The following is a 25,926-nucleotide window of genomic DNA, read 5'->3' as shown; positions in this document are numbered from 1 at the left end:
ACATCTTCAGGAGCTACCATGGGATACCTTCAGCATCCGGTCAGTGAAGACCGGCCCGTTCGCATTGGCCTGATTGGGGCGGGGTGGATTGGGAGATTCCACGCCGAGTCCGTCGCGCGACGCATCCATAATGCCCGACTGGAGGCAATAGCGGATCCGTCCCTTCCCGCCGTCGAGGCCTTGGCCGACCGCCTGGACGTCGGGAAAATCAGCACTGACCCCACCGATGTCCTGAACGACCCCGAGGTGGACGCTGTTCTCATTGCTGCTCCGGCCCGCTTTCATTCCGGGCTGATAGCCGCGGCAGCGCGTGCTGGAAAGCATGTCTTCTGCGAAAAGCCGGGTGGCCGGACCCTGGAAGAACTCGACGAGGCTATGGAAGCGGCAGAGGCTGCAGGCGTGGTGGTCCAGTTCGGTTTCAACCGCCGCTACGCTGAGGACTTCGCTGCCGCCCGCAGGTTGATTGACCAGGGGGCTGTGGGAACCCCGCAGTTGCTGCGCTCCTTGACCCGTGATCCGGGCAGCTTGGAGGGGATTGCCAATCCGGAGCGGATTCCCCCGGGCACCATCTTCCTTGAGACCCTCATCCATGACTTTGACACCCTGAACTGGCTGAACCCGGGGGCTGTCCCCGTTCGCGTCCATGCCGTGGCTGATGCGCTGGTAGCCCCTGAAGCAAAAGAGGGTGGGCTGTTGGACACCGCCGTGGTCACCGTGACCTACAGCAATGGAGCCATAGCCGTGGCCGAAGCCAACTTCAACGCCCTCTACGGCTATGACATACGGGGAGAAGTGTTCGGCTCCGCCGGAATGGTGACGGCCGGAGGCCCCCAAGCCAGCACGGCCACGAGCTACACTGCCGCCGGTATCCATTCGGATACGGTCCGCCTGAACGTAGACCTCTTTCATGACGCCTACACGGCCCAACTGGCGCACTTTGTGGATGCCGTCAAGGCGGACCGCGACGGTAGTGAAGCCACGGCGGGGGCTGCCGCTGGAACCGTCCGCGCGGCCGGTGCGGTCGACGCACGGAACGCGCTGGCTGTTGCCCTGGCCGCCTCCCGTTCGGCTCAGACAGGGCTGCCTGTTGAGGTGGCAGCAATTGCCTTACTGCAGCCGGCGGAGCCTGCACTTCTGAACGTAGGAGGAAACGCGTGAGTTTCCGCCTGGCTGCCTGCGCCGAAATGCTCTACGGGGAGCTGCCCTTGACGGAGCGGGTGGAAAGGATTCGCGGGCAAGGCTTCGAGGTGGAGTTGTGGGACACCCGCGGCCGGGATATCGCGGCTTTGGCATCCACGGGAGCCCGGTTCTCCTCAATGAGCGGCTATTTTGGCGGTAGCCTCACCGATCCTGAAAGCGCCGATGAAGTGCTGGCCTCGGCAGAGAAGTTAATTCCGACTGCACTGGAACTCGGCATCGAGCGCATGGTGGTCCACCCTGCGGAACTGGGCGAGGGTGGCCGGGCTGTCCGGCCCGTTCATCGTTCTACCGGCGAAATGTGGCTCACCGGCAGGAGCACCCTCGAGCGTTTGGGGGTGTTGGGTGAAAAGTACGGGGTGGTTTTCGCGTTGGAGAACCTGAACACCGTCCTGGACCACCCGGGAATCCCGTTGGCGCGGGCCAAAGACACCCTGGCGCTGGTCTCGGCGGTCGACCACCCCAACGTCAGGATGATGCTGGACCTGTATCACGCTCAAATCGGCGAGGGGAACCTGATCGAACTGGTCCGGGCGGCTTTGCCCTGGGTGGGTGAAATACAAGTGGCCGACGTTCCAGGCCGGTGCGAACCGGGGACAGGGGAGATCAACTACCCGGGTGTCGCTGCTGCTCTCCAGGACGTCGGGTATACGGGCGTCGTCGGCCTGGAAGCGAATGCCGCCGGAGGAGCCGGCGTGGACGCAGGCGATGCGGCACTCGCTGCCTTCCGCGCCGCCTTCGAGAGCGCGGTCTCCGAGAACGCGGTCTCCGGGAACTAGGCGGCAGCAGCGGCCCGGGTCGGCTGGCGGAACGTCTTCTCCGCCATGGCCGGCCAATGCGGAACTGCACCCATGGCCGGCCACTGCGGAAGGGCGTCACTGCGTCCATGGGCGTGCGGGCAAAGAAACGCGTTCCCGGTCGGCGGGGTGCAGCCTTATTGGGCGGGGGAGCGGGGTCTCCGCGGGTGGGGAACACGGACTTCACCGGCTAAATTCGCGTAGCATCAAGGAACCCGGTCAATCGCATCGCCGGTCAACACTGCTGCAAGGGGGCGTATTGCGCGCAACGGTCAAGGACGTAGCGCGCCGTGCGGGGGTTTCGCCTAAAACGGTCTCAAACGTCATGAACGGGATCGTTCCGGTCAGTGGTCCCACCCGGCTCAGGGTGGAGCAGGCCATGCAGGAGCTCGACTACGTACCCAACCTTTCGGCACGCGGACTGCGAAATGGCCGGTCGGGTGTTATTGGCCTGGCGCTGCCGGACCTTGCCACCCCGTTCTCGGCTGAACTTGCGCAGAGCATCGTGGAGGTTGCCCACGCCCAAGGGTTCAGCGTTCAGATCGAGGAGACCGGCTCCGACCCCCACCGTGAGCATGAGCTGATGACCCGCGCCCGGGCCAACCTCATTGATGGGCTGATTCTTAATCCCGTGGTGCTCAAGGAGAGCGCCGTTCAGATGGGTGTGGCTTTGCCTCCGGTGGTACTGCTGGGTGAGGTTACCCAGCAACTGGCCGACCGCGTCTTTGTGGACAGCTTCGCCGCAGCACGCGATATGACCCTGGCCTTGGCCAGGCCCGGCCGCCGGCGTATCGCTGTTCTGGGCGTCAACCGGGGAAGGCAATCAGCCACGGCGATCCAGCGGACAGGCGGCTATGAAGCCGCGCTCCAAACACTGGGAATCGCCAAGGATGAATCGCTGATGATCTCTTGCGACAGCTGGACGCCCGCTTCAGCCGCGAAATCACTGGCGGAGTATTTGGATGCCAATCCTTTGCCCGAGGCACTGTTCTGTTTCACCGACTCCATGGCTTTGGGTGCCTTGAACACGTTGTGGAAAAGGGGAGTCCGCGTTCCGGATGACATTGCCGTGGCGGGTTTCGACGACGTGATCGACGGGCGCTTTGCGGTGCCTTCCTTGACCACCGTCTCCTTTGACAAGCGAGCCATTGCCACCCAGGCCCTGCGCCTGCTGACTGAGCGCATGTCCGACAGGTCCCACGGGCAGCGTTTGGTTGAAATCGACTACACCATTGAGGAACGGGACAGCAGCAAGGGCTGATCCGAGAGTCTTCCACTAAATTGTGTGCGCTAACAATTTTCTCTTGCCCTGCCTATTACAACGATGTAATGTGAGATCTGCGTCACCCCCCGGGCCACCAATTACCCGAAACGGGGACGCACCGGAGCCGGACTTTATGCAGCGCAGCAGTGCGGCGGCGAAGCAGTTGCAGCAACTACACAGGCGCTCAACGCGCTGCAGCAACAACGCAGGCACGCAACGCACTTCTGCCTGCATTTTCAACACGCATTTCAATAACGCATTCAACAAAGCAATGCAGCAGTGACCTTTCAGCGGACCCATCCAAAGGAGTGACGGGTGAAGCAGTTTGAATCTTTGACCGGGAAGCGGTTGTCCCGGAGACAGTTATTGACAGGTTCGGCCCTTCTTGGCGGAGGCCTCCTGGCCACCGGCCTCACGGGCTGCGGAGGAGCGGCCCAGGCGGCAGCGGTGCAGGACATCGCTTTCTGGCACCTCCTCTCCGGCGGTGATGGCATCAAGATGCAGGCCATGATCAACGCCGCCAACCAGGCCAATCCGGGCTTCAAGGTGCACCCCACAGTGCTCGCCTGGGGACCGCCCTACTACACCAAACTGGCTATGGCCTCCGCAGGTGGCCGTCCTCCCGAGGTAGCCATCATGCACGCCAGCCGGGTTCCCGGATATGCACCGGGCGGACTTATTGAGCCATGGGATCTGGACCTGCTGGCGGAGAACGGCGTTACGGCGTCCGATTTCGCCCCCAGGATCTGGGAGAAGAGCCAGCATGACGGCAAGGTCTTCTCCATTGCCTTGGACTCGCACCCGTTCGTCATGTTCTACAACACGGACATTGCAGGAAAAGCCGGTGTCCTGGGCAGCAACGGGCAACTGCAGGAAGTGAATTCTCCGGACGAGTTCAAAGCCATGGCCTTGGAAATGCAGAAGGTCACCAAGGCCCACGGGTTGTCCTTCGGCTACCTCGGCAGTGGATCGCAAATGTGGCGTTTGTTCTACACCCTCTACAAGCAGCACGGCGGGGACATGGTGCTCGCACCAGGCCGGCCCATGGAAGTGGACCGGGACGCGGCCATTGAATCGCTGGAATTCATGGCATCCCTGTTTGACGACACCATCGCCGCCCAGGCCGGAGACATCAGCACGGGCATCGCGGAGTTTGCCCGCGGCGGATCGGGGATGCTGTTCAGCGGCGTGTGGGAACTGCCCACCATGAAGAAGGCCGGAATACCTGTGGACGCTGCCACCATTCCCACCCTCTACGGGACGCCGGCCTCCTACGCTGACTCGCACTCCTTTGTACTCCCGCGCCAGCTGAACCTGGACGAGGACAAGCGCCGGGACGTCTACAAGTTCGTCACCGATGTTCTCAAGGGATCACTGTCCTGGGCGGAGGCCGGGCACATCCCGGGTTACCAGCCCGTGGTCCGGTCCCAGGCGTACCGCGAGCTGACGCCGCAGATCCACTACGCCAACGCGGCGGACATCATCGCCTACGATCCCGAATCCTGGTTCAGCGGATCCGGCTCGGACTGGCAAACCTACTTCGCGGAGACGGTACAGAACGTCCTCCTGGGAAGGGACAAGGCAGCCGCAGGGTGGGATGCCTTCGAGCATCGCACCAACACCCTCCTCTCCCGTCCCAACCCGGTTTAGCCGGACCCCGTACCGAGCGAACAAAGGAGTTCTTCAATGAGTACCTCTACGCTGTCCCGGCCGAGGCCGGAGAATCTGCGCAAATCCGGGAGCCGCACCCGAAGCAATCTCAGCGGCTGGGGATTCGCTGCACCATTCCTCGTCTTCTTCCTTGTTTTCCTTGTTTGGCCCATAATCTACGGCTTCTACATGAGCCTGACGGGCAAATCCCTCACTGGCGCCAATGACAACCTGATCGGTTTTGCGAACTACGCCGAAGCCCTGGCCGACGCCGATATGTGGCGGTCCCTGGGCAACACCCTGTACTTCACGGTGATCAGCACTGTTCCACTTGTCCTCGTGGCCCTGGTCATGGCCGCGCTGCTCAACATCGGACTTCCGGCCCAGTGGCTGTGGCGGCTCTCCTACTTTGCGCCCTACCTGCTGGCCTCCACAGTGGTCTCGCTGTTCTTCACCTGGATGTACAACCCGCAGCTTGGCCTGATCAACGAGTTCCTGACAGGAATCGGGCTCCCCAGGGTTGCCTGGCTCAATGACCCCAACGTGGCCATGTGGGCGATCGTGATCGCTACGCTCTGGTGGACTGTGGGCTTCAACTTCCTGCTGTACTTGGCGGCCATGCAGAACATTCCCGCCCAGCACTACGAGGCCGCTTCCTTGGACGGCGCCGGAGCGTGGCGGCAGTTCTTTTCCATTACGCTGCCGCAACTGACGCCCACCACCGTGATGATCGTGCTGCTCCAGATCCTGGCCTCGCTGAAGATCTTCGATCAGGTGTACCAGATGACCGCCGGCGGTCCGGGAGGATCCACCCGCCCCGTGGTGCAGTATATCTTCGAAACCGGGTTCACCGGATACCGGCTGGGCTACTCGGCAGCCATCTCCTACATCTTCTTCGGACTGATCGTGATTGTTTCTGTCATGCAGTTCGTCATCACCCGCCGCAGGAGCGCATAGCCATGGCAACCCCTACCCTGACCCGTCCCGCGCCCGGCTCCACCACCGCCAGGAACCCCAAGCTCCGCCAGCCACGCAAGAAGCTGACAGTTGGCAGGATCGCTGCCATCGTCGTTGCAGCCTTCATTGCAGTGCTGTGGCTGATTCCATTCGCCTGGGCAACCGCCACCGCTTTCAAAACCGAAACGGACGCCGCAGCCCCGGACGTGACCTGGCTGCCGCCGTCGGGCTTCACCCCCGACGCGTTCGTCAAGGTGTTCCAGGACGGCAACATCCCGCTGTGGACCTGGAACTCGCTCTACACCTCGGCGGCCATCACGGCCATCACGCTGGTGATCTCCGCGCTGGTTGCCTATGCGCTCTCGAGGATCGACTTCAGGGGCAAGAAGGTGCTGATGACAGTGATCATCGCGTCCATCATCATCCCGCCGCCCGTATTGATCATTCCGCTTTTCTACCAAATGCTGGCCCTGCACCTGATCGATACCTCGTGGGCGATCATCCTGCCCCAGGTCATCCACCCGGCCATGGTGTTCGTGCTGAAGAAGTTCTTCGACCAGATCCCGCGTGAGCTCGAAGAAGCGGCCGTGATGGACGGCGCCAGCCGCTTGCGGATCTTCACCCAAATCATCCTGCCGTTGTCCCGGCCCATCCTGGCCGCCGTCGCGATCTTCGTTTTCATCGGCGCGTGGAACAACTTCCTGTGGCCGTTCATCGCCACCAACGACGGCAACCTGCTCACCCTGCCGGTGGGCCTGCAGACCATCAAGAGCGCCTACGGCATCCAGTACGCGCAGAATATGGCGTCCGCACTGCTTGCCGCGCTGCCGCTGATCGTGGTCTTCCTGTTCTTCCAACGCCAAATCATCAAGGGCGTCGCGACGACGGGACTCGCCGGAACCTGACCGGCACCTTTAGCCAAGCAAAAGATTCAGAACAACAGTTTTCAGAACACAACCAAGGAGATCCATGTCCCGCGCACGCATCACCCTCGACCGCGACTTCACCATTGGCGAGGTACCCCGACGACTCTTCGGCTCCTTCGTGGAGCACATGGGCCGCTGCGTCTACACCGGCATCTACGAACCCGGGCACCCCGAAGCCGACGAGAACGGCTTCCGCCAGGACGTCCTGAAACTCGTCAAGGAACTGGGCGCCACCGTCATCCGGTACCCCGGCGGCAACTTCGTCTCGGGCTACAACTGGGAAGACGGGATCGGTCCCCGCGAAACCAGGCCGCGCCGGCTCGACGGTGCCTGGCACACCGTTGAAACCAACTTTTTTGGCCTGCACGAGTTTGTGGACTGGTCCAAGCAGGCCGGCACCGAAATCATGGAAGCCATCAACCTGGGCACCAGGGGAGTGGAGGCTGCCCGGGAGATCGTGGAGTACGCCAACCACCCCGGCGGCAGCTACTGGTCCGATCTCCGCGCCAAAAACGGCCACAAGGACCCGTTCGACATCAAGCTGTGGTGCCTGGGCAACGAGATGGACGGGCCGTGGCAGATCGGCCACAAAACCGCAGACGAGTACGGCCGTCTGGCGCAGGAAGCCGCCAAGGCCATGCGTTTTGTGGACCCCTCCCTTGAGCTGGTGGCCTGTGGCAGCTCCAACTCCGGAATGCCGACGTTCGGCGCCTGGGAACAGACGGTCCTCACCCACACCTACGAGGAGGTGGACTACGTTTCCCTCCACGCCTACTACCAGGAACACGACGGCGACGTCGGCAGCTTCCTGGCTTCCGCCGTCGACACCGACTACTTCATCGAGTCAGTGATCGCCACTGCGGACGCAGTGCGGGCCAAGGGCAAGCACAAGAAGCACATCAACCTGTCCTTTGATGAGTGGAACGTTTGGTACCAGCGCGGCCTGGACACCGAGGACCAGCCGCATAACGTGATCAAGGCCGGTTGGCGTGAGCACCCGCGCGTGATCGAGGACAAGTACAACGTCACCGATGCCGTGGTGGTGGGGACGCTGCTGAACTCGCTGCTCCGGCATGGGGACCGCGTGAAGATCGCGAACCAGGCGCAGTTGGTCAACGTGATCGCGCCGATCCTCTCGGAGGAAAACGGCCCGGCGTGGAAGCAGACCATTTTCCACCCGTTCGCACGCATGGCCGAACTCGCCAAGGGCCAAATCCTGCGGCTGTCCGTGGACTCGGACAAATACTCGAATGCACGGTTCGGCGACACGGACCTGGTGGATGTCAGCGCTACGTGGAATGAGGAAACGGGCCGCGTGGCACTCTTCTTCGCGAACCGCGGGCTGGAAGAAGCGGCCGACGTCGAGGTGGCCCTGCGCGGTTTCGACGCCCGGCAGGTGCTCCGCGCCGAAGTCCTCGAAATTCCTGAGGGCGGCGACCGCCTGACCATCAATTCCCAGGATCAGCAGGACCGTGTTGGCCTGACCGCACTGGAAGGTGTGAAGGCGACCGGTTCCGAACTCCGCCTGACGCTGCCCGCACTGTCCTGGGCCGTCGTCGAGCTTGACGTGGTGAAAGGCTAGCCCCGTACCCAACTGAGAGACAGCAAACGTCGCTATGAGCACTCATAGCGACGTTTGCTGTTACCTGGTTGGGCTAACGCCCGACGGCGGCTGACTGGCTAGATCGCGCAGCCGTCCGGGCCGCAGGCCTCGGCGTCCGAGGCGCCCACGGGGATCAGCGGGTTTGCTTCCTGCCATGCCTGGTTCAACGCCTGGCTGAAGAGGTCTGCGGGCTGGGCGCCGGAGATGCCGTACTTGCGGTCGATGACGAAGAACGGAACACCGGTGACACCGATGGCGCGGGCCTCGTTAATGTCCTGGGTGACCTCTTCGGCGAACCTGTCGGAGGTGAAAAGCGCGGCAACCTCATCGGCGGGCAGCTCAAGGGCGGCGCCGAGTTCCGTGATGTACTCCTGGTTGCCGATGTCCTTGCCGTGCTCAAAGTGGTCGCTGAGCAACTGCTCCTTTGCGGCATCCTGGCGGCCATGGGTAGCGGCAAGGTGGATCAGGCGGTGGGCGGTGAAGCTGTTGGCCACCACCACCTTGTCGAAGTGGTAGTCCAGGCCCTCGGCCTTGGCGGTCTCGGTGACATGGGCGAACATCTGCTTGACCTGCTCCGGGGCCATGCCCTTGCGCTTGCTCAGGTAGTCCAGCTCCGTGCCGTCATAATGCTCGGGGAGGGAAGGATCCAGCTGGTAGCTCTTCCACTCGATGTCCACGGAATCGCGGTGCGGGAACTGTGCCAGCGCAGTCTCAAAACGGCGCTTGCCGATGTAGCACCACGGACACGCGACGTCTGACCAGATCTCAATCTTCATGCTTTGGTCAACCCGTTGCGCCGGCTGAGCATTCCTTACACGGCTGTTATTTTGCTCACCCGTTGCCGTCCGGTCGCAGCCCTCATACTCTTGGAATGGGTTATGAAGCCAGCCCTTGGACTGGGGGTTTTTGCGCGGAGGCTCCAGCATGCGCATCGGACTCATCGTTGGCCCGTGGTTTACCGTGCCACCGGAAAAATATGGCGGAACAGAGCGCGTAGTTGATGCCCTCGCGCGGGCACTGGCGGATGCGGGACACGATGTCCTGCTGGCAACCGCCTCGGACAGCACCTGCCCGGTGCCCCAGGTACCCGGCTTTGGCCCCTCAGCCCCGGAGGAACTGGGACAGACCTTCAGCGAACTTGGGCACGTCATCCGGGCCTATGCAGGGATGCAGGAGGTGGACATCATCCATGACCACACTTTGGCTGGCCCGCTCTATGCCCACCGGCCACCTGGTATTCCCGTGGTTACGACCATTCACGGGCCGTTATCGCCCGTGTATACACCGCTCTACCGGGCCATGGCACAGGACACGGCCATCATTGCGATCTCCCACGATCAATGCAGCAGGACCCGGGACGTTCCGGTCACTGCCGTCATCCACCACGGGATCGACCTGTCCGCAGTGGGCGTCGGCCGCGGCGCCGGGGGATATGCCTGCTTTGTGGGCCGCATGTGCCCGGACAAAGGACTCCTTGAAGCCGTGGCCGTAGCCCGGGAAGCCGGAGTCCCCCTGAAGATCGCGGCAAAGATGCACGCCAAGGACGAGCAAGAGTACTTCCGTGACGTGGTGCGGCCTGTGTTGGGATCCCAGGAAGAGTTCCTGGGAGAGCTCTCGGATCCGGAGAAATTTGAGCTGATGGGAGATGCGCTCGCCCTGATCAACCCCATCCAGTGGCATGAACCCTTTGGGTTGGTGATGATCGAAGCACTCGCCACCGGAACCCCTGTCCTGGCAACGCCGATGGGTGCCGCCCCCGAAATTGTCCGGCATGGGATCACGGGCTTTGTGGGGTCCCCCCGCGAGTTGGCGGCCTGTGTTGAACGGGTTCCGTTCCTCAGCCGGGATGCCTGCCGGCGATCAGTGAAAGAGTCCTTCAGCGCACAACGAATGGCAGCCGATCATGCAGCCCTCTATGGCAAGGTGATCGAAGAATTCAAGGAAAAGGCACTTCCGGACGGGAGCCTGTTGCAAGAGAATCAGACATGACCGCTTGGAACGAAGACACCGAAGCCGGAGCGTCAGAGCTCGGTGCCGTTACCGTCGTCGAAGGTTCATCCTTCTGTATTTCCTCGCACTCGGGCGATATCCACGGGGGCGGCTCCCAGGGTTCCTATTATCAGGACACGAGGATCGTCTCGCGCTGGATCCTGCGGATCAACGGCGCGCTCAGGGAACCGCTGGTGGCCCGGAATCCTACAGCCTTCCAAGCCGAATACGTTGGCCGGGCCTGCTCTGCGGACGGCCGGTTCGACAGCCCACTGGTGGTGCAGCACCAACGGAACGTGGGCGCGGGCCTGCGGGACGACATCACCATCAGGAACTACTCCGGACAGGACGCCCCCTGCGAGGTTGAACTGCTGCTCGACGCCGACCTGGCGGACCTTTTCGACGTCAAGGGCGGCCGGACCAACAAAGCCGGGGCACCCACCAGGAACGTCCACGGCCATGAACTTCACATCGATTCCCTGCACTCCAGCGGCCAACGACGGGGAGTAGCCTTCAGGGCTTCCGGCGCCGCGGTGTCCGAGGATGGTTTGCGGTTCCACGTCAGCATCCCCGCGCGCAGCCAGTGGTCCACCAGCGTGATCGCCCTTCCACTGGTGAACGGTGAAGGGCCAACTGATCCCTTCACCGAAACCACACCGCTCCACCACACCCCAGGGGTCCGCCGCCACATTGCATGGGAAGAACACGTCCCCCGGATCTCGGTGACAGACGCCAACGTGGAAGAGGTCCTGGAACGGAGTCAACGTGATCTGGGCTCCCTGCGCATCTTCGATCCCGCCCACCCCGACCGCGTGGCTGTGGCAGCCGGGGCACCCTGGTTCATGGCACTGTTCGGGCGCGATTCGCTGTTGTCCTCCTACATGTCCCTCATGGTGGACCCACGGCTGGCCGCCGGAACCTTGCAAACACTCGCGGCCCTGCAAGGCAGCAAAGTGGATGTGGACTCCGAGGAAGAGCCCGGCCGCATGCCCCACGAAGTCAGGCTCGGAGTTACTGCCGGTTTGTCCCTGGGCGGCACCGCCTACTACGGGACCGCGGACGCCACACCCCTGTTCGTCTCCACGCTGGGCGAACTGAGCAGGTGGGGACTTGGCGCGGACATCATCGACTCACTCCTGCCGCACGCCGACCGCGCCATCGAATGGATGGAACAGTACGGAGACCGCGACGGCGACGGCTTCATCGAATACCAACGGCCCAACGAGCACGGACTCGTCAACCAGGGCTGGAAGGACTCCTGGGACGGCATCAACTTCGCCGACGGCCGCATGGCTGAGACGCCCATAGCCCTCTGCGAGGTCCAGGCCTACGCCTACGCGGCCTACGTGGGCCGCTCGCTGCTGGCCCGGGCGGCCGGGGACACCGCCGTCGAACGCCGTTGCGCGGACAGGGCCGAAACGCTGAAAGAGGCCTTCAACGAGGCCTTCTGGCTCCCGGACCGCGGCTATTTTGCGCTGGCGCTGGACAAGGACAAAAAGCCCGTTGACTCGTGCACCTCCAACATGGGGCACTGCCTGTGGGTGGGCATCGTGGACGAGGACAAGGCGCCGCTGGTGGCCGAGCGGCTGATGTCGCCCGAAATGTTTACCGGCTGGGGCATCCGCACGTTGGGCTCGGACATGGGCGCATACAACCCCGTCAGCTACCACAACGGCTCCGTATGGCCCCACGACACCGCGCTCGCCGCCACCGGACTCATGCGATACGGCTTCGTAAAGGAAGCCAGCCGGGTTGCCAGCGGATTGTTCGACGCCGCCGAACACTTCGGCGGTCAGCTCCCCGAACTCTTCTGCGGCTTCGACCGGGGAGACTTTTCCAAGCCGGTCCCGTATCCGACGGCGTGTTCCCCCCAAGCGTGGGCGGCTGCGGCGCCGGTACAACTGGCCCGGATCCTGCTGCGGTTCGATCCCGACTTCACCAGGAACGTGCTGCACCTGGCCCCGATTCTGCCCGACGCCTATGGGTCCTTCCGCGCGGACAACGTGCTGCTGGGGAACTCCCGTATTACCGTTCAGGCCGCCGGTTCTTCCGGGACGGTGACCGGACTGCCGCCAGGGCTCGAGCTGCGGTCCGATCCCAGGCCGCCGTTGACGGGGGAGATGTTCGGCTAGCTGATTTTCAGAGCCGGTGTTCCATCACGTAGTCGTGTTCCACGGTGTTGCCGAGCTTGAATGACTTGGTGCCCACCCGTTGGAAGCCGCTCTTCTCGTAAAAGCGGATGGCTTTCGCGTTCTCGCTGTTGACGCCCAGCCACACACCGGCTGCGCCCCTGTCCGCGGCGTGGGCCAGTGAGGCTTTGATGAGCTGGGTTGCTGCACCCTTGCCGTGATGGTCGGGGTGGACGTAGCACTTGCTCAGCTCCGTGGAAGGGAGCGCGGAAAGCACTGCGGCGACATCGGGGTCGCTTGCCGGCTTGGCAATCAGCATGGTGTACCCAGTGAGCTGACCGTCGTTATCGAGAACCAGGATGGTGATGTTGGCGTCGGTGAGGTAGTCCTCGAAGTTGGCTTCGCTCAGCGTCTTTTCCAGGTGGGCCTGGATATCCGCCGGGGACGAGCCGGGCGGGCACGCCAGCGGGAAGGTGACGGCCGCAAGCTCAGCCAGCTTCCCGGCGTCGTGCGTTGTTGCGGTACGGATGGTTTCAGTCACGTGGGTCCCCCTTGGATTTTTTACACAGCAAATGCCCCTAAGAACGAATCTTAGGGGCATTGGCTGTATGAAAACTCCTAGTCGGCTTTGACCGCCAAAACCGGGCAGTCCGCCTCCAACAGGATCCGCTGGGACACGCTGCCCATGATGAGCTTGCCCACCGGGCTGCGGCGGCGAAGACCGATGACAATCAGCCCGGCGTCGTGCTCTTCGGCTGCGTCCAGTACCTCGGCCGCCGCATCATGGCCGCGGATGGGCTGCTTGATGATGTGCTGGATGCCGTGCTCCGCCAGCCGGTCCTCGATGCTCTGGATCTCCGGTTCCTGGGCATACCGGTTATCCACCAGGGCATCACCCTTGGAGGAGTTGATGACCAGCAGGGTGTCGTTGCTTTTCTTGGCCTCGGCGATGGCTTGCGTCAATGCCGCTTCGCCTTCCGGCGTGGGGACGTATCCCACCACGATGGTCATGGTTTCTCCTTGTATCTCATGAAAATGCCTGGATGAGGTGGTTAGTCGCTGTAGTCGGCTGCGCCCGAATTGGCGGGAAGCAGCGGGCTCTTGGCAGGACGATTGCGTCGGATGACCTTGAGGACCAGCGGCCAGACCAGGATGATCGCGATGATGACGTAGATTCCGATGGCGATCGGCTCACTGAAGAGCCCGGCCGGGTCGCCTGCACTGAGCTGCAGTGTCTTGCGCAGCTGGCCTTCCAAACGGGGGCCAAGGATGACGCCCAGGATGAGTGGCAAGACGGGGAGGCCGAACCGCCGCATCATGAAACCAAGTGCACCGAGGACCAGCAGGATCACCAGGTCGAACGCCTGCAGGTTCACCGAGTAGGCCCCCAGGGTGGCGAAGAACAGGATGCCTGCGTACAGGTACGGGCGGGGGAGCTGCAGGAGCTTGGCCCACAGGGGTGCCAGCGGCAGGTTGATCAGCAGGAGCAGGAGATTGCCAATGAAGAGGCTGGCAATCAAAGCCCACACCAGGGGTCCCTGACTGGAAAACAGCTGCGGTCCGGGCTGAATGCCGTAGGACGTGAACGCTGCAAGCATGACGGCGGCCGTTGCGTTGGTGGGCAGGCCGAGCGCCAGCATGGGGGTGAGAGTGCCTGCCGCCGCTGCGTTGTTGGCAGCTTCCGGCCCGGCTACACCCTCAATTGCGCCGTGTCCGAATTCTTCGGGGTGCTTGCTGAGGCGCTTTTCCGTGACATAGCTCAGGAAGGTGGGGATCTCGGCGCCGCCCGCGGGCAAAGCCCCAAACGGGAACCCAAACACTGTGCCGCGAAGCCACGGCTTCCAGGAACGCTGCCAGTCCTTCTTGCCCATCCAAGGACGGCCAACCGGAATGATGTGCAACGGGGTACGACGCAAGTGGGCGGCGACCCAGAGTGCCTCGCCCACGGCGAAGATGGCCACGGCCACCACCACAATGTCCAGTCCGTCAGAGAGCAGCGGAATGCCGAACGTGAGGCGGCTTTGACCCGTCACGGAATCGAGGCCCACCAAGCCGATAGCCAGGCCAAGGCCCAAGGAGGCAAAGCCGCGCAGCCGTGACTTGCCCAGTACGGCAGTGACGGCCAGCAAGGCCAGCATCATGATGGCGAAATAGCTGGGGGAGCCCAGGCTGACGGCGAACTTCACAACGATCGGCGCACAGACCGCAAGGAGGGTGGTGCCGATGGTGCCCGCCACGAACGAGCCGATGGCCGCCGTCGCAAGTGCCTGGGCGGCGCGACCCGCCTTGGCCATCTTGTTGCCCTCGATGGCAGTGACCACCGACGACGATTCCCCGGGAGTGTTCAGCAGGATGGAGGTAGTGGAGCCGCCGTACATGCCGCCGTAGTAGATACCGGCGAACATGATGAAGGCGCTGGTGGGTTCAAGGGCATAGGTGACCGGCAGCAGCAAAGCCACGGTCATGGCCGGGCCGAGTCCCGGAAGGACACCGACGGCGGTGCCCAGGATGACGCCGATCATGGCGTACATGAGGTTCAAGGGGGTCAGGGCGGTGGAGAAACCGTCCATCAAGGAGGACCAGACGTCCATCAGAGGATTCCTTCCAGGAGCCCGGCCGGCAAAGCAATGCCCAGGCCGAGGTAGAAGCCGTAGAAGGTGAGCAGGGAAAGAGCCACGGAGATGATTCCGTCGCGGATGTACCGGCGGCTGCCCAAGGCAAGGACGCTGCCCCAGAACAGGATGGTGCCGGAGATGACCCAGCCGGCCCAGTCGATGAGCAGGATGTTCAACAGGAAGGCGCCGGCCAGCGGAAGGATGGTTTTCCAGTCCGCAGGGTGGGTCAGGTCCACATCCTCGCCTTCTTCGGCTTCACCTTTGCCGCCACGGAGAACGTTGATGGCCAGCATCACGGCGCAGATCAGTAGAATCCCGGCAACAATGAACGGGACAGTCTTTGGACCCACGGGGTCCGATTTCGAGTACGGGGTTACCAGGCCATTGGCGTCCAGGAAGACGAGGACCCCAACCACGCCGAGCAGGAGGGCTACCCCCAGCTCGGCGCGGCCTTTCAAGCCTGTTGCTGGAGAGCTCACGCCAAACCAAGCTTGGTGAGGACGTCCGCCACCCGCTTGTCCTGGTCGGTCAGGAAGGTCTTGAACTCATCGCCGGTGACAAAGGCATCGGTCCAGCTGTGGGTCTTCAGTGCTTCCTTCCAGCCGGCAGACTCGTGCATCTTCTCGAGTGCGGCAATCAGGGACTGCTTGTCGGCATCGCTGATGCCGGGAGGGGCCACAACGCCGCGCCAGTTGCTGAACACCAGGTCAATGTTGGATTCCTTGAGCGTCGGGGCATCCACGCCTTCAAGCCGCTTCTCGCCGCTGGTGGCAAGGACACGGACTTCTCCGGACTTGATCTGCTCCAGGTACTCGCCGGCACCGGAGGCTGCAAAGCCGAGCTTGTTGCCCAGGATGGCGGGAAGGAGATCGCCGCCGCCGTCGTAGGAGACAAAGTTGACCTTTGTGGCGTCAATGCCCACAGCACCTGCCAACTGCATCGGCAGAAGGTGGTCCGGGCCGCCGGGGGAGGAGCCGCCGCCAACGGAGATGGAAGCGGGATCGGCCTTCCATGCCTTCACCAGATCATCAATGGTCTTGTAAGGGGAGTCCTTGCTGACCATGATGGCGCCGGGCTCTTCAATCAGCTTGGCCAAAGGAGTGGTGTCCGTCAGCTTGGACTGGGACTTGTTGGTGTAGCTGGCACCCACAACGCCCAGGCCCATGAGCATGGTGAGGTCGCCATTGCCCTTTTCATTCACCACACGGGCCAGGCCCACTGTGCCGCCTGCACCGGCCAGGTTGAACACCTCGGTGTTGTTGGCGATCTTCTCATCGTCCAGGACCTTGGCCGCTGCCCGTGCGGTGGTGTCATAACCGCCACCGGGAGTATTCGGGACCATGATCTGCAGGCCGGTGATCGGTCCGGCAGCAGCGCCGGAGCTTTCAGTACCGGTGGAGCTCTTACCTGTGGCACCGCAGCCGGTGGCCATCAGGGCGATGCCGGCGGCGACGGCGGCGATTCGCAATGCGCGGATCTGGCGCATGGTGTTCCTCTTCTCATCATCGAAAATTCGGTGCAGGGCAATCAGCGTTGTGCCCCGTTGATTTGATGCTAGGTCCGCACGTGACGGCTATCACTCTTGTGTTCGCAGTGATCTTTAAGTTCATTGCGTTCACGGTCTTCGAAGGCCCCGTGGAGCTCTGGGGTATAGTTCCGATACGCCAAGCGGAGCAACCCCGGACCACTCCTTACTCCGGCGCCATCAAAGGATTCAGCAGTGACTCGACTGACCCGACTGTCTCGAAGAAGAGGCATGTCCCTGGCCGGGCAATACCTGGTGCTGCAGTTGCTCATTGTCCTGGCCGTTCTGGTGGCAGTGGTAGCGATCTCCCTGGCCCAGTCGGCCGCCGCCTTCGAACGGACCGAAGGCCGGCGTGCATTGTCCGCAGCAGAGGCTCTGGGGAACAACCCCACCGTGCGTGCGCTGCTGCCCACCGCCGAACCACGCGGCGGATCAGCGCTGCCCGCCGTGGCCGAATCGGTCAGGACGGTCTCCGGTTCAGCGCACGTTGCGCTCGCAAAACTTGACGGAACCGTGATCACGGCCTCCGATCCGGGACTGATCGGCCGGCCCTTGCCGCTGGGGGAGAGCAGGGTCATGGAAGGACGGGCCTGGACCGGAGTCCTCAACGGCAGCAACGGGGCAGTCCTTTCGGCCCACGTGCCGGTCATTGATGATTCCGGAAACATGATCGGCATCGCCTCCATCAGCCGCAACTACCCCTCCACGCTGGAAAGACTCGGCGATGCCGTCCCAAACCTCCTCACCTACCTTGGTGTGGCCAGCGTCCTTGGAGTAGCCGGTTCCCTGCTGTTGTCCCGGCGCGTCAAACGGCAGACCCTGGGTATGGAACCGCGCGAAATCACGGGCCTGGTTGAAAACAGGGAAGCAATGCTGCAGGGCTTGAAGGAAGGCGTGGTGGCCCTGGACCCCCACGAACGGATCACCGTGGCGAACCAGAGCGCCCGCCAACTGCTGGGGTTGCCCGCCGACTGCGTCGGAAAGAAACTCCGTTCCCTTCACGTGGACCCGGCGTTGAAAACAGTCCTCACCCGCGAACAATCAGACCCGGACCAACTGGTACTTGTCGGGGAACGGCTGGTGGTCATGAACAGGGTGGCACTGCACTCCCACGGACGGGACATTGGCTCCGTGACAACACTGAGGGACCGGACGGAGCTGTCCTCGTTGGAAAGCGAACTCGGCGCCACCCGCACTGTCACGGACACCTTGCGGGCCCAAGCACACGAGTTCGCCAACCAACTCCACGTCATTTCGGGCCTCATCCAAATTGGCGAATACGATTCCGTGGTGCAGTTCGTCAACGGCGCCACCGTGGACCGCACCCGGCTCAGCGACGACGTCACCAGCCGCATCGAAGACCCGGCGCTCGCCGCCCTCCTCATCGCCAAAGCCAGCCTCGCCGCCGAACGCGGCGTTGAGCTGCAGTTGGATCCGCAGTCCGCCCTGCCCCGGGTGGATGAGGAATTGTCCCGTGACGTCACCACCGTGGTGGGCAACCTGGTGGACAACGCGTTCGACGCCGTGACCGGCCGCGCCGGGGCCTTGGTCCGGGTGCTGGTGGTCGACTCGCACGACGGCGTTACGGTCACCGTCCGCGATAACGGTCCTGGAGTCCCTTCCGGGGCAACGGAGGAGATCTTCCGGCAGGGTTTTTCCACCAAGGACCCCGGGCCCGGTGATGCAAGGGGCTTTGGGTTGGCGTTGTCGCGCGTGATCTGCCGGCGCTCCGGAGGCGGGCTGACCTTCTCCAACGACAACGGGGCAATTTTCACTGCGCGGTTCAGGAAGGCGGATCCGGGCCCCGCCGTCTCAGGCAGGACCGACCCAGGCAACACGGGTCCAGGCAAGGCCGACGCAACCGGTCCAGGCACGACCGGTCCAGGCACGAAAGACAGGAATTCCAACAAAGGGGCAACGCAGCCGTGATCAAGGTACTGATTGTCGATGACGACTTCATGGTGGCCAAGGTCCACGCCGGATTCATTCAACGGACACCCGGCTTCGGAGTGGTAGGGGTTGCCCACACGGGCGCCCAGGCACTGATCGAAACCCGGCGGCTCCAGCCTGACTTGGTGCTGCTGGACATCCATTTGCCCGATATCAACGGGTTGGAACTCATGCACCAACTGCGCGACGTTGCTCCGGACCTGGACGTTCTGGTCATCAGCGCCGCCCGGGAAGTGGAAACCGTGCGCAAAGCGCTGCGCGGCGGAATCGTCCACTACCTGATCAAGCCGTTTTCGCAGTCCGACCTGCAGGAACGGTTGCAGCACTACCTCAGCGCCTACCAAGGCCTGGATGCGTCCAAGGTAGAGGCGGAGCAATCGGATGTGAACCGCGTCTTCGGGCTGGGCATTTCCGAGCGGACCCTGCCCAAGGGGTGCAGCGTGGAGACACTGGAACTGGTGGAATCGGCGCTGAAATCAGCGCCCGGCGACCTCTCAGCTGCTGAGCTCGCAGAGCAACTTGGCACCTCGCGCGTCAGTGCCCGGCGCTACCTTGAGTACCTCCACGACGAAGGTGCGCTGGAAGTCAGGCTCAAGTACGGCGTCGGGCGTCCTGAAAGGCGATACGTCCTGAAGGGGCGGTGAGCTGTTGGTGACAACAAAACGACTGAAGCGGACGACGCCGGGTGGGAACCCGGCGTCGTCCGCTTCAGTTGTCTTTGGGTGCTTCCAGGCGCGCGTTACTTGGTGACCAGGAGGCCGGTGTCCCAGTTGAAGTCCTCGAAGGCCGGGTTGGCCTGCATGGTCATCAGGACGAACTGGAAGCCCTCAAGTTCACGAGCCCGCTTCAGGGGTCCGACCACCAGGGGACGCATGCCGCCCGCGCTGACCAAGCCGCTGACGGCGGCGGTTGCTGCGTCATCATCGCCCGCGATGAACACGTCCAAGGGCTTGCCCCCGGACTCACCGGCAACCAAGGTGCCGGCGAACGTGGTGTTGAAAGCCTTCACGACGTGGGAGCCGGACGGGGCGAGCTGGGCGATTTCCTCGGCGGCCGACGTGCCGGGCTCTACCACGAGGGAATCGAATGTCTCGAAGTTCACCGGGTTGGTGATGTCAACAATCGTCTTGCCGGCAAGGGCTTCGCCGTAGGTGGAGACGATGGTCTTGGCGGCGTCGAAAGGAACCGCGAGAACCACGATGTCTCCTTGCGGAGCCGCCGCAGTGGTACCGGAGGTGACGCGGGCGCCCAATTCAGCGGCCAGTTCCTGGGCCTTGATGGGGTCCTGTCCGAGAATCTCCACAGTGAGGCCGCCTGCGAGAGCGCGGGTGGCGATGCCACGTGCCATGTTGCCGTTACCGATGATGGTCAGGTTGGTCATGGGAGTCTTCTTTCCGAGGATGCGGGCGAGGAAATTTTTCATGGAGTCTGCTCTGCTGGGGTTGTTTGTTGAAGCTACAACTAAATATAGATGCAGAAGCTTGAACTGTCAAGTAAAAGTCCCTGTGAGCCTAAGCTCCCACGGTCTTTAGGTAGTTCCGGACCCCGTCCACCACCATTTGGTGGTCCTCGTCAGAGCTCAGCCCGGACACGGTGATGGCCCCGACCACGCCGGCCCCACGAACACGGACGGGAAAAGAACCTCCGGCCAATGTGTAGTCCTCGTGGGCTAGCCAACCGCCGCCCAGTGGGCTGTGCCCGCGGACCGAGAACTCCTCGGACAACAAGGCCGTGCTGTGCTCGAACCTTAGTACGGACGCGGATTTCCGGCGGATCCACTCTTCCTGGTCCGCCGTGGCGCCGGGAAGGACGCACCGAAAGAGCACGAGGTTGTGCCGGCGGATATCGATCGCCACGCCGAACCCTGACGAGATCGCATGGTTCGCGATCAAGGAGCCCAAACGCCAGGCGTCGTGGTGGTCGAAGGAAGCGAAAACCAGCTCTTCCTCCTGCTGCTTCAGCTCGGCGATGCGCGGGGAGTCAGTCATTGTGGGCCTCCTTCAGAGCCTGCTTCTTTAGAGTCAGCTTCTTCAGAGTCAGCGGCGTAGCGAAGCCCAATCTGCTGACGGATTTCGTCCATGGCCGCCATGATGGCCACGGTTTCACCCGGCGGCAGGATGGTGCCCGCAGTGGAACCGGCCCGGATCAGGCGCTCCAACTCTGCAGCCTGGTACTGCATGCCCCGGCTGCTGACCGGTTGCTCGTAACGCTCCACAACGGTGCCATCGACGGCGAAAACCGTGAAGGGCACCGGGTTGTACCAAGTGTGTTCAATGTCGATCCACCCGTCGGTTCCGATCACCATGGCACGGTTGGCGCTGGCGGCGTCGAGTTCGCAATCGACAATCGCCTGGCCACCGTTGGGGTACTCAAAGACAGCTGCCGTTTGGCGGTCAACACCTGTGGCAGACAGCGAGGCGCTGGCCTTGATCGACGCCGGCGTACCCAGGATGTCGAAGGCAAAGGAGATGGGGTAGATGCCCAGGTCCAGCAGTGCGCCGCCACCCAGTGCCGGATCATTCAGCCGGTGGGCGGGGTCCTTGGGGAGGCTTTGGTTGTGGGTGGCCACCACCTTGCGCACTTCACCAATGGTTCCGGCCGCGATGATCTCACGGAGGCGGATCATGTGGGGAAGGAACCTGGTCCACATCGCTTCCAGGACCACCAGCCCCTTGGACCCGGCCAGGTCAACGATCTCCTGTGCCTCGCGGGCGTTCATGGTGAACGACTTCTCCACCAGCACGTGTTTGCCTGCGTTCAAGGCCAGCAGGGCATTCGCGTGGTGGAACGGGTGTGGCGTGGCCACGTACACAACGTCAACCATGGGGTCGGCGACCAGGTCCTCATAGCTGCCGTGAGCGGTGGCCGCGCCGTACTCCCCAGCAAACGATCCACTCGACTCCAACGAGCGCGACCCCACGGCTTGGACCGTGAAACCGTTCTCCTTCAAATCCTTGGCCTGGAGCCCGGCAATGAATCCCGTCCCGAGGATGCCCCAGCGGATGGTGCCGTCGGAGGTGCCGTTGCTGAGGGTCACGTGTCTAGTCCTTGCTGCTGAACGCGGCGTCGAAGCTGGTCTGGGAGGCGGGGAAATCGAACTTCTTCAGTGCGGCGAGGGCTTCGGGGGCGCCGTGGAGGCGGTCCATTCCTGCGTCCTCCCATTCTATGGAGATAGGGCCGTCGTAGCCGATGGCGGTGAGGGCCCGGAAGGACGATTCCCACGGAACGTCGCCGCGTCCTGCGGAGACGAAGTCCCAGCCGCGTCGGGGATCGCCCCACGGCAGGTGGGAACCCATCACGGTGTTGCGGCCCGTGGCGCGGAGCTTGGTGTCCTTGCAGTCCACATGGTAAATCCGGTCCTTGAAGTCCCAGATGAAGGACACGGGATCGATGCCCTGCCACATGAAGTGGGAAGGATCCCAGTTCAGGCCGAACGCAGGACGATGGCCGATCGCTTCGAGGGTCCGGACGGTGGTCCAGTAGTCGTAGGCGATTTCGGAGGGGTGGACTTCGTGGGCGAAGCGGACACCGCATTCGTCGAAGACGTCCAGGATGGGGTTCCAGCGGTCGGCGAAGTCCTGGTAACCGGCGTCGATGACCTTTTCCGGTACCGGCGGGAACATGGCGACGTACTGCCAGATGGAGGAACCGGTGAACCCGACGACGGTATCCACCCCGAGCGCTTTGGCGAGGCGGGCCGTGTGCTTCATTTCCTCGGCGGCGCGCTGGCGGACGCCTTCAGGATCGCCGTCGCCCCACACCTTGGAACCAACAATGGCTTCGTGGCGGAAGTCGATGGGGTCATCGCAAACTGCCTGGCCCTTGAGGTGGTTGGAAATGGCCCAAACCTTCAGGTTGTACTTCTCCAGGACGGCGAGCTTGGATTCGACGTAGCCGGGCTCATCCCAGCGCCAGGCGTCCAGGTGGTCTCCGGAGACGGCGATTTCCAGGCCGTCATAGCCCCAGCCGGAAGCCAGCCGTGCGACTTCCTCGAAGGGGAGGTCGGCCCACTGGCCGGTGAACAGGGTATACGGGCGGGGCATGTCAGGCTCCTTCAAGAACGGATGCGTTGAGCTGGATCAGTGAGCTGTTTGCGGCTGCGGACTCTTCCACGGCGGCCAGGATGTGTTGGACGTTCAGGCCCTCTTCAAATGACGGCGACGGCGATTCACCGGCCGCGATCGCGGTGAGGAAGTCCCGGATCTGATGCGTGAACGTGTGCTCCCAGCCGATGATGTGTCCCTGAGGCCACCACGCGCCCAAGTAAGGGTGCTCGGGTTCGTTGACCAGGATCCGCCGGAAACCCTGTTCGCGGACGGGCACTGTGGTGTCCATGAAGTTCAGTTCGTTCAGGTTCTCGAGGTCAAAGGTCAGCGCACCGAGCGAACCGTAGATTTCGAGCCGGAGGGAGTTCTTTTGGCCCGTCGCTACCCGGGAGGCTTCCACCGAGGCGATTGCCCCGGAGGCGAGCGAGAGGTTGACCCAGGCGGCGTCGTCGACCGTGACATCCTCTGGACCTTCTGCGCCGCGGCGCTGGTCCACGAAGGTCCGCAGGCGGCCCGAAACCTCCGTGACGTCATCACCCAGAAGGTAGAGGATTTGGTCGATGGCGTGCGAGGCGATATCGCCCAATGCTCCTGAGCCCGCGGTTTCCTTGCGGAGGCGCCAGCTCATGGGGGATGCGGGGTCGGTCAGCCAATCCTGCAGATAGGCGGCGCGGATGTGGCGGATGGTTCCGAGGCGGCCTTCGGCAATGAGTTCGCGTGCCAATGCCAAGGCCGGAACCCGCCGGTAGTTGAAGCCGATCATGGACTGAACACCGCGGGACCGGGCCTTCGCGGCGGCTGCGGTCATCAACTCGGCTTCACCCAAAGTGTTGGCCAGGGGTTTCTCCACGAGCACGTGCTTGCCGGCTTCCAACGCGGCGATGGCGATTTCGGCGTGCATCCAGCCCGGTGCGCAGATGTCGATGATGTGGATGTCGTCCCGTTCGATCACCGACCGCCAGTCGGTTGCCGATTCTGCCCAGCCGTACTTGGCGGCCGCTTCAGCAACGGCGTCGGCGTCCCGGCCAACAAGCACTTTCTGCTCGAAGGCCGGGACATCGAAGAAACTGGCGACATTCCGCCACGCGTTCGAGTGGGCCTTGCCCATGAACGCGTAGCCGATTGCCGCAACACCCAGCGGGGTGTTTCCAGAGGTAGTCATAGTGTTCCCCGCCCCTACAGGGTCGCCGTTTCGGGCGCCCAGTCCTCGGGGAGGGCGGCCGAGACGGGAGCGTTGCTGGTGACGTCCACGAAAGTGCCTGATTCCACGGACTCGGTGATGGAGACCATGCTGTCCAGCACGTGGTAGGCGAGGTCGCCTGTGGCGCGGTGGGCCGTACCTGCGCGGAGAGCGCGGGCCATGTCCAGCACGCCCAGGCCGCGGCCGTTGGCTGGTCCGGTTGCAGGGATGATTTCGGGTTCTTCCGCGCCGGGCCGCCAGAGTTTCAGGTCGCCGTCGAAGTAGTTCGGGTCCGGTAGGGACAGGGTTGCTTCGGAGCCGGTGATTTCGACGAAGCCCATGCGCTGGCGCGGCGACTCGAAGGAGAAGACGCTGTGGCTGGACTGGCCGCCTTCGAACTGCGCCATCGCGGAGACGTGCGTGGGGACCTCGACGGCGAATTCCTCGCCGGCCTTGGGCCCGGAACCGATGATGCGGGTTGCTTTGGCGGAGGACCCGACGGCGGCCACCTTGCGGATGGATCCGAAGGTCTGGATCAGGGCGGTGAGGTAGTACGGGCCCATGTCGAACAGGGGACCGGCGCCGTGCTGGAACAGGAACGCAGGGTTCGGGTGCCAGGATTCCGGGCCGGGGGTCTGGAACGTGGTCATGCCGGTCAGCGGGGTGCCGATGTCCCCGCGTTCGATGATGCGGCGTGCTGTTTGCAGCCCGGCGCCGAGGAACGTGTCCGGGGCGGTGCCCAGGCGGATGCCGGCGGCGTCGGCGGCTATGAGCAGACCGAGCCCGGATTCGCGGTCCAGGGAGAAGGGCTTCTCTGTCCACACGTGCTTGCCGGCGCTGACCGCGGCTGTGGCCACCTCGACGTGGGCTGCCGGGATGGTCAGGTTCACGATGAGTTCGACGTCGGGATGGTTCAGTGCCAGCTCGGGCTTACCGAATTCGGCGATCCCGTATTCCTTGGCGCGGGCTTCGGCGGCCTCGACAAAGAGGTCCGCGATGACCAGGACTTTCAGGTCCGGGAAGACTGTGAGGTTGTCCAGGTACTGCTTGGAGATGTTGCCTGCACCGATGACGGCGACGCCTACGGGGCCTTTGCGGGTTGACGGTGCGTAGCTCATGCCTGCGCTCCTTCTGCTGCTTCTGTGCCGGCTGCGTCGGCGCTGGCCGCGGCGGTCAGGTACGCCAGGCTCTGGGTGATGCCTTCGAAGATATCGCCGGAGTAGTCATCGAACTCCACCACTCCTACCTCCAAGGACTTCGCTGCGGCGATCACGTCCAGCACGGGGATGCTGCCCTGCCCGGCGGGCTGCTGGGCCTTGGTGTCGGTGGTGGCCGGGCCGTCCTTGATGTGGATGAGTTTCACCCGGTCGCCCAAGCGGGCCAGGAGCTCCACGGGGTCCTGGCCGCCCACGGCAACCCAGTAGGTGTCGACTTCCAGGACCAGTTCCGGATCCAGCAGACCCTCGAAGTATTCCAGGGCGGTCTTGCCCTCAATGGTGGACTCCAGCTCCCAGGCGTGGTTGTGGTAGCCGACGCGGATGCCGTACCCGGCACCCTTCTTCGCTGCAGCATTGAGCTTGGCGGCGGTGGCCTGGATGTCCTCGGCGGACTGCCAGTGCTCTGCCGGAAGGAACGGATCGATCACCGTCGTGATGCCCAGTTCCTTGGCCGCGGCGAAGATCTCGTCCTGGTCCTGGGACAACAGCGGGGCGTGTCCGGATGGAGCGGTCAGGCCGTTCTCCTTCAACGCCGCGCCGAGCTTCTTGGCCGTGGCCACGAAGTTATACGGCTCCACCTGCGTGAAGCCGATCTCGGCCACCTTCTTGATGGTTCCCGGCAGGTCCTCCCCGATGGCATCGCGGAGGGTGTACAGCTGAAGTGAGTAAGACATTCGGGTTCCTTTTCGGGAGTGGGTATTTCCGGCAGATCAGGGACTTGGCGCCAGTCTAGTGAGCGCCCCATCAGGGAGCCACCGATTCCACCCATGAATGGGCTGGTCATGCACTCATTTCAGCCTAGAGCGACTTTTGCCGAGCGTCCAGCAAAAGTTGCGGAAAGTCCGACAAACTTCCGCTGGGTGACATGCATAAGCAATCAT

At 63.2% G+C, this 25,926-nt stretch carries 24 protein-coding genes; 11 read left to right on the top strand and 13 right to left on the bottom strand.

The genetic code is table 11. The features are described from left to right. The first annotated feature begins 18 nt into the window (after positions 1 to 18). From BLQ01_RS16775 to BLQ01_RS16745, 7 genes are all read left to right on the top strand, one after another. Positions 19 to 1,158, top strand: a complete 1,140-nt coding sequence (locus BLQ01_RS16775) for a Gfo/Idh/MocA family oxidoreductase (protein ID WP_091552990.1) — start codon at positions 19 to 21, stop codon at positions 1,156 to 1,158. Then, positions 1,155 to 1,976, top strand: coding sequence for a TIM barrel protein (locus BLQ01_RS16770; protein ID WP_091552989.1), 822 nt, complete (start codon positions 1,155 to 1,157; stop codon positions 1,974 to 1,976). The genes BLQ01_RS16775 and BLQ01_RS16770 overlap by 4 nt, the downstream gene beginning before the upstream one ends. A gap of 277 nt (positions 1,977 to 2,253) precedes the next feature. Beyond that, complete coding sequence (locus BLQ01_RS16765; RefSeq protein ID WP_026541844.1) at positions 2,254 to 3,255, top strand: LacI family DNA-binding transcriptional regulator; 1,002 nt, start codon at positions 2,254 to 2,256, stop codon at positions 3,253 to 3,255. A gap of 318 nt (positions 3,256 to 3,573) precedes the next feature. After that, positions 3,574 to 4,908, top strand: a complete 1,335-nt coding sequence (locus tag BLQ01_RS16760) for an extracellular solute-binding protein (protein ID WP_091552987.1) — start codon at positions 3,574 to 3,576, stop codon at positions 4,906 to 4,908. A gap of 36 nt (positions 4,909 to 4,944) precedes the next feature. Next, the gene (locus tag BLQ01_RS16755) at positions 4,945 to 5,865 is read left to right on the top strand and encodes a carbohydrate ABC transporter permease (RefSeq protein WP_091552985.1); all 921 of its coding nucleotides are present in this window, start codon (positions 4,945 to 4,947) and stop codon (positions 5,863 to 5,865) included. A gap of 2 nt (positions 5,866 to 5,867) precedes the next feature. Beyond that, positions 5,868 to 6,770: a carbohydrate ABC transporter permease gene (locus BLQ01_RS16750; protein WP_091552984.1), complete on the top strand. Its 903-nt coding sequence runs from the start codon at positions 5,868 to 5,870 to the stop codon at positions 6,768 to 6,770. 64 nt (positions 6,771 to 6,834) lie between these two features. Beyond that, complete coding sequence (locus BLQ01_RS16745) at positions 6,835 to 8,373, top strand: arabinosylfuranosidase ArfA (protein WP_091552982.1); 1,539 nt, start codon at positions 6,835 to 6,837, stop codon at positions 8,371 to 8,373. Between the two features lie 98 nt (positions 8,374 to 8,471). On the opposite strand, the gene BLQ01_RS16740 is transcribed toward BLQ01_RS16745, so the two are convergent. Continuing rightward, on the bottom strand, positions 8,472 to 9,170 hold the full coding sequence (locus BLQ01_RS16740; protein WP_026541849.1) for a DsbA family oxidoreductase: 699 nt from the start codon (positions 9,168 to 9,170) through the stop codon (positions 8,472 to 8,474). 148 nt (positions 9,171 to 9,318) lie between these two features. On the opposite strand from BLQ01_RS16740, the gene BLQ01_RS16735 reads away from it, so the two are divergent. Together BLQ01_RS16735 and BLQ01_RS16730 are read left to right on the top strand one after the other, a co-directional pair. Beyond that, a complete protein-coding gene (locus BLQ01_RS16735; RefSeq protein WP_091552980.1) occupies positions 9,319 to 10,383 on the top strand; it encodes a glycosyltransferase family 4 protein in 1,065 nt (354 codons plus the stop codon). Next, the gene (locus BLQ01_RS16730) at positions 10,380 to 12,515 is read left to right on the top strand and encodes an amylo-alpha-1,6-glucosidase (protein ID WP_091552979.1); all 2,136 of its coding nucleotides are present in this window, start codon (positions 10,380 to 10,382) and stop codon (positions 12,513 to 12,515) included. The genes BLQ01_RS16735 and BLQ01_RS16730 overlap by 4 nt, the downstream gene beginning before the upstream one ends. A gap of 7 nt (positions 12,516 to 12,522) precedes the next feature. Here BLQ01_RS16730 and BLQ01_RS16725 read toward each other — a convergent pair whose 3' ends face one another. The 5 genes from BLQ01_RS16725 to BLQ01_RS16705 all read right to left on the bottom strand — a co-directional run bounded on the left by BLQ01_RS16725 (position 12,523) and on the right by BLQ01_RS16705 (position 16,613). Beyond that, positions 12,523 to 13,053 carry a GNAT family N-acetyltransferase gene (locus BLQ01_RS16725; RefSeq protein WP_091552977.1) on the bottom strand — a complete coding sequence of 177 codons (531 nt, stop codon included), beginning with the start codon at positions 13,051 to 13,053 and terminating at the stop codon, positions 12,523 to 12,525. Between the two features lie 77 nt (positions 13,054 to 13,130). Next, the gene (locus BLQ01_RS16720) at positions 13,131 to 13,523 is read right to left on the bottom strand and encodes a universal stress protein (RefSeq protein WP_026541853.1); all 393 of its coding nucleotides are present in this window, start codon (positions 13,521 to 13,523) and stop codon (positions 13,131 to 13,133) included. A 41-nt stretch (positions 13,524 to 13,564) separates the two neighbouring features. Continuing rightward, positions 13,565 to 15,103 (bottom strand): tripartite tricarboxylate transporter permease, encoded by a 1,539-nt coding sequence (locus BLQ01_RS16715; RefSeq protein ID WP_091552976.1) that lies wholly within the window; start codon positions 15,101 to 15,103, stop codon positions 13,565 to 13,567. Further along, entirely contained in the window at positions 15,103 to 15,606 is a 504-nt protein-coding gene (locus tag BLQ01_RS16710; RefSeq protein WP_026541855.1) for a tripartite tricarboxylate transporter TctB family protein, read from the bottom strand. The genes BLQ01_RS16715 and BLQ01_RS16710 overlap by 1 nt, the downstream gene beginning before the upstream one ends. Further along, complete coding sequence (locus tag BLQ01_RS16705; RefSeq protein ID WP_026541856.1) at positions 15,603 to 16,613, bottom strand: Bug family tripartite tricarboxylate transporter substrate binding protein; 1,011 nt, start codon at positions 16,611 to 16,613, stop codon at positions 15,603 to 15,605. Before BLQ01_RS16705 ends, BLQ01_RS16710 begins: the two co-directional genes overlap by 4 nt. Positions 16,614 to 16,883: 270 nt before the next feature. On the opposite strand from BLQ01_RS16705, the gene BLQ01_RS16700 reads away from it, so the two are divergent. Together BLQ01_RS16700 and BLQ01_RS16695 are read left to right on the top strand one after the other, a co-directional pair. Further along, positions 16,884 to 18,581 carry a sensor histidine kinase gene (locus BLQ01_RS16700; protein WP_254779510.1) on the top strand — a complete coding sequence of 566 codons (1,698 nt, stop codon included), beginning with the start codon at positions 16,884 to 16,886 and terminating at the stop codon, positions 18,579 to 18,581. After that, a complete protein-coding gene (locus BLQ01_RS16695; protein WP_026541857.1) occupies positions 18,578 to 19,246 on the top strand; it encodes a response regulator in 669 nt (222 codons plus the stop codon). Before BLQ01_RS16700 ends, BLQ01_RS16695 begins: the two co-directional genes overlap by 4 nt. A gap of 95 nt (positions 19,247 to 19,341) precedes the next feature. Here the strand turns inward: BLQ01_RS16695 and BLQ01_RS16690 are convergent, their stop codons facing one another. The 7 genes from BLQ01_RS16690 to BLQ01_RS16660 all read right to left on the bottom strand — a co-directional run bounded on the left by BLQ01_RS16690 (position 19,342) and on the right by BLQ01_RS16660 (position 25,719). Beyond that, positions 19,342 to 20,025 carry an NADPH-dependent F420 reductase gene (locus tag BLQ01_RS16690; RefSeq protein ID WP_245232914.1) on the bottom strand — a complete coding sequence of 228 codons (684 nt, stop codon included), beginning with the start codon at positions 20,023 to 20,025 and terminating at the stop codon, positions 19,342 to 19,344. Positions 20,026 to 20,113: 88 nt separating this feature from the next. Then, positions 20,114 to 20,590, bottom strand: a complete 477-nt coding sequence (locus tag BLQ01_RS16685; protein ID WP_091552974.1) for a heme-degrading domain-containing protein — start codon at positions 20,588 to 20,590, stop codon at positions 20,114 to 20,116. Beyond that, positions 20,587 to 21,639 carry a Gfo/Idh/MocA family protein gene (locus BLQ01_RS16680; protein WP_091552972.1) on the bottom strand — a complete coding sequence of 351 codons (1,053 nt, stop codon included), beginning with the start codon at positions 21,637 to 21,639 and terminating at the stop codon, positions 20,587 to 20,589. The genes BLQ01_RS16685 and BLQ01_RS16680 overlap by 4 nt, the downstream gene beginning before the upstream one ends. A 4-nt stretch (positions 21,640 to 21,643) precedes the next feature. Then, positions 21,644 to 22,645 (bottom strand): sugar phosphate isomerase/epimerase family protein, encoded by a 1,002-nt coding sequence (locus BLQ01_RS16675; protein ID WP_026547606.1) that lies wholly within the window; start codon positions 22,643 to 22,645, stop codon positions 21,644 to 21,646. Between the two features lies 1 nt (position 22,646). After that, positions 22,647 to 23,810 carry a Gfo/Idh/MocA family protein gene (locus BLQ01_RS16670; RefSeq protein ID WP_091552970.1) on the bottom strand — a complete coding sequence of 388 codons (1,164 nt, stop codon included), beginning with the start codon at positions 23,808 to 23,810 and terminating at the stop codon, positions 22,647 to 22,649. 14 nt (positions 23,811 to 23,824) lie between these two features. Further along, positions 23,825 to 24,946, bottom strand: coding sequence for a Gfo/Idh/MocA family protein (locus tag BLQ01_RS16665; RefSeq protein WP_091552968.1), 1,122 nt, complete (start codon positions 24,944 to 24,946; stop codon positions 23,825 to 23,827). Further along, complete coding sequence (locus tag BLQ01_RS16660) at positions 24,943 to 25,719, bottom strand: sugar phosphate isomerase/epimerase family protein (protein WP_091552966.1); 777 nt, start codon at positions 25,717 to 25,719, stop codon at positions 24,943 to 24,945. Before BLQ01_RS16660 ends, BLQ01_RS16665 begins: the two co-directional genes overlap by 4 nt. Positions 25,720 to 25,926: the final 207 nt, after the last annotated feature.

Source organism: Arthrobacter sp. UNCCL28, assembly GCF_900102805.1.
GTDB classification, from domain to species: Bacteria; Actinomycetota; Actinomycetes; order Actinomycetales; family Micrococcaceae; genus Arthrobacter; species Arthrobacter nicotinovorans_A.
Note: the sequence above shows the minus strand (reverse complement) of the source record. Positions and strands in the feature narration are given on the sequence as shown.

Coding starts and splice junctions, on each gene's coding strand:
- BLQ01_RS16675 (WP_026547606.1), bottom strand. CDS start 22,645: ATGCCCCGCCCGTATACCCTGTTCACCGGCCAGTGGGCCGACCTCCCC.
- BLQ01_RS16665 (WP_091552968.1), bottom strand. CDS start 24,946: ATGAGCTACGCACCGTCAACCCGCAAAGGCCCCGTAGGCGTCGCCGTC.
- BLQ01_RS16715 (WP_091552976.1), bottom strand. CDS start 15,103: ATGGACGTCTGGTCCTCCTTGATGGACGGTTTCTCCACCGCCCTGACC.
- BLQ01_RS16735 (WP_091552980.1), top strand. CDS start 9,319: ATGCGCATCGGACTCATCGTTGGCCCGTGGTTTACCGTGCCACCGGAA.
- BLQ01_RS16755 (WP_091552985.1), top strand. CDS start 4,945: ATGAGTACCTCTACGCTGTCCCGGCCGAGGCCGGAGAATCTGCGCAAA.
- BLQ01_RS16730 (WP_091552979.1), top strand. CDS start 10,380: ATGACCGCTTGGAACGAAGACACCGAAGCCGGAGCGTCAGAGCTCGGT.
- BLQ01_RS16705 (WP_026541856.1), bottom strand. CDS start 16,613: ATGCGCCAGATCCGCGCATTGCGAATCGCCGCCGTCGCCGCCGGCATC.
- BLQ01_RS16740 (WP_026541849.1), bottom strand. CDS start 9,170: ATGAAGATTGAGATCTGGTCAGACGTCGCGTGTCCGTGGTGCTACATC.
- BLQ01_RS16720 (WP_026541853.1), bottom strand. CDS start 13,523: ATGACCATCGTGGTGGGATACGTCCCCACGCCGGAAGGCGAAGCGGCA.
- BLQ01_RS16750 (WP_091552984.1), top strand. CDS start 5,868: ATGGCAACCCCTACCCTGACCCGTCCCGCGCCCGGCTCCACCACCGCC.
- BLQ01_RS16670 (WP_091552970.1), bottom strand. CDS start 23,810: ATGACTACCTCTGGAAACACCCCGCTGGGTGTTGCGGCAATCGGCTAC.
- BLQ01_RS16690 (WP_245232914.1), bottom strand. CDS start 20,025: ATGAAAAATTTCCTCGCCCGCATCCTCGGAAAGAAGACTCCCATGACC.
- BLQ01_RS16700 (WP_254779510.1), top strand. CDS start 16,884: ATGTCCCTGGCCGGGCAATACCTGGTGCTGCAGTTGCTCATTGTCCTG.
- BLQ01_RS16685 (WP_091552974.1), bottom strand. CDS start 20,590: ATGACTGACTCCCCGCGCATCGCCGAGCTGAAGCAGCAGGAGGAAGAG.
- BLQ01_RS16660 (WP_091552966.1), bottom strand. CDS start 25,719: ATGTCTTACTCACTTCAGCTGTACACCCTCCGCGATGCCATCGGGGAG.
- BLQ01_RS16775 (WP_091552990.1), top strand. CDS start 19: ATGGGATACCTTCAGCATCCGGTCAGTGAAGACCGGCCCGTTCGCATT.
- BLQ01_RS16745 (WP_091552982.1), top strand. CDS start 6,835: ATGTCCCGCGCACGCATCACCCTCGACCGCGACTTCACCATTGGCGAG.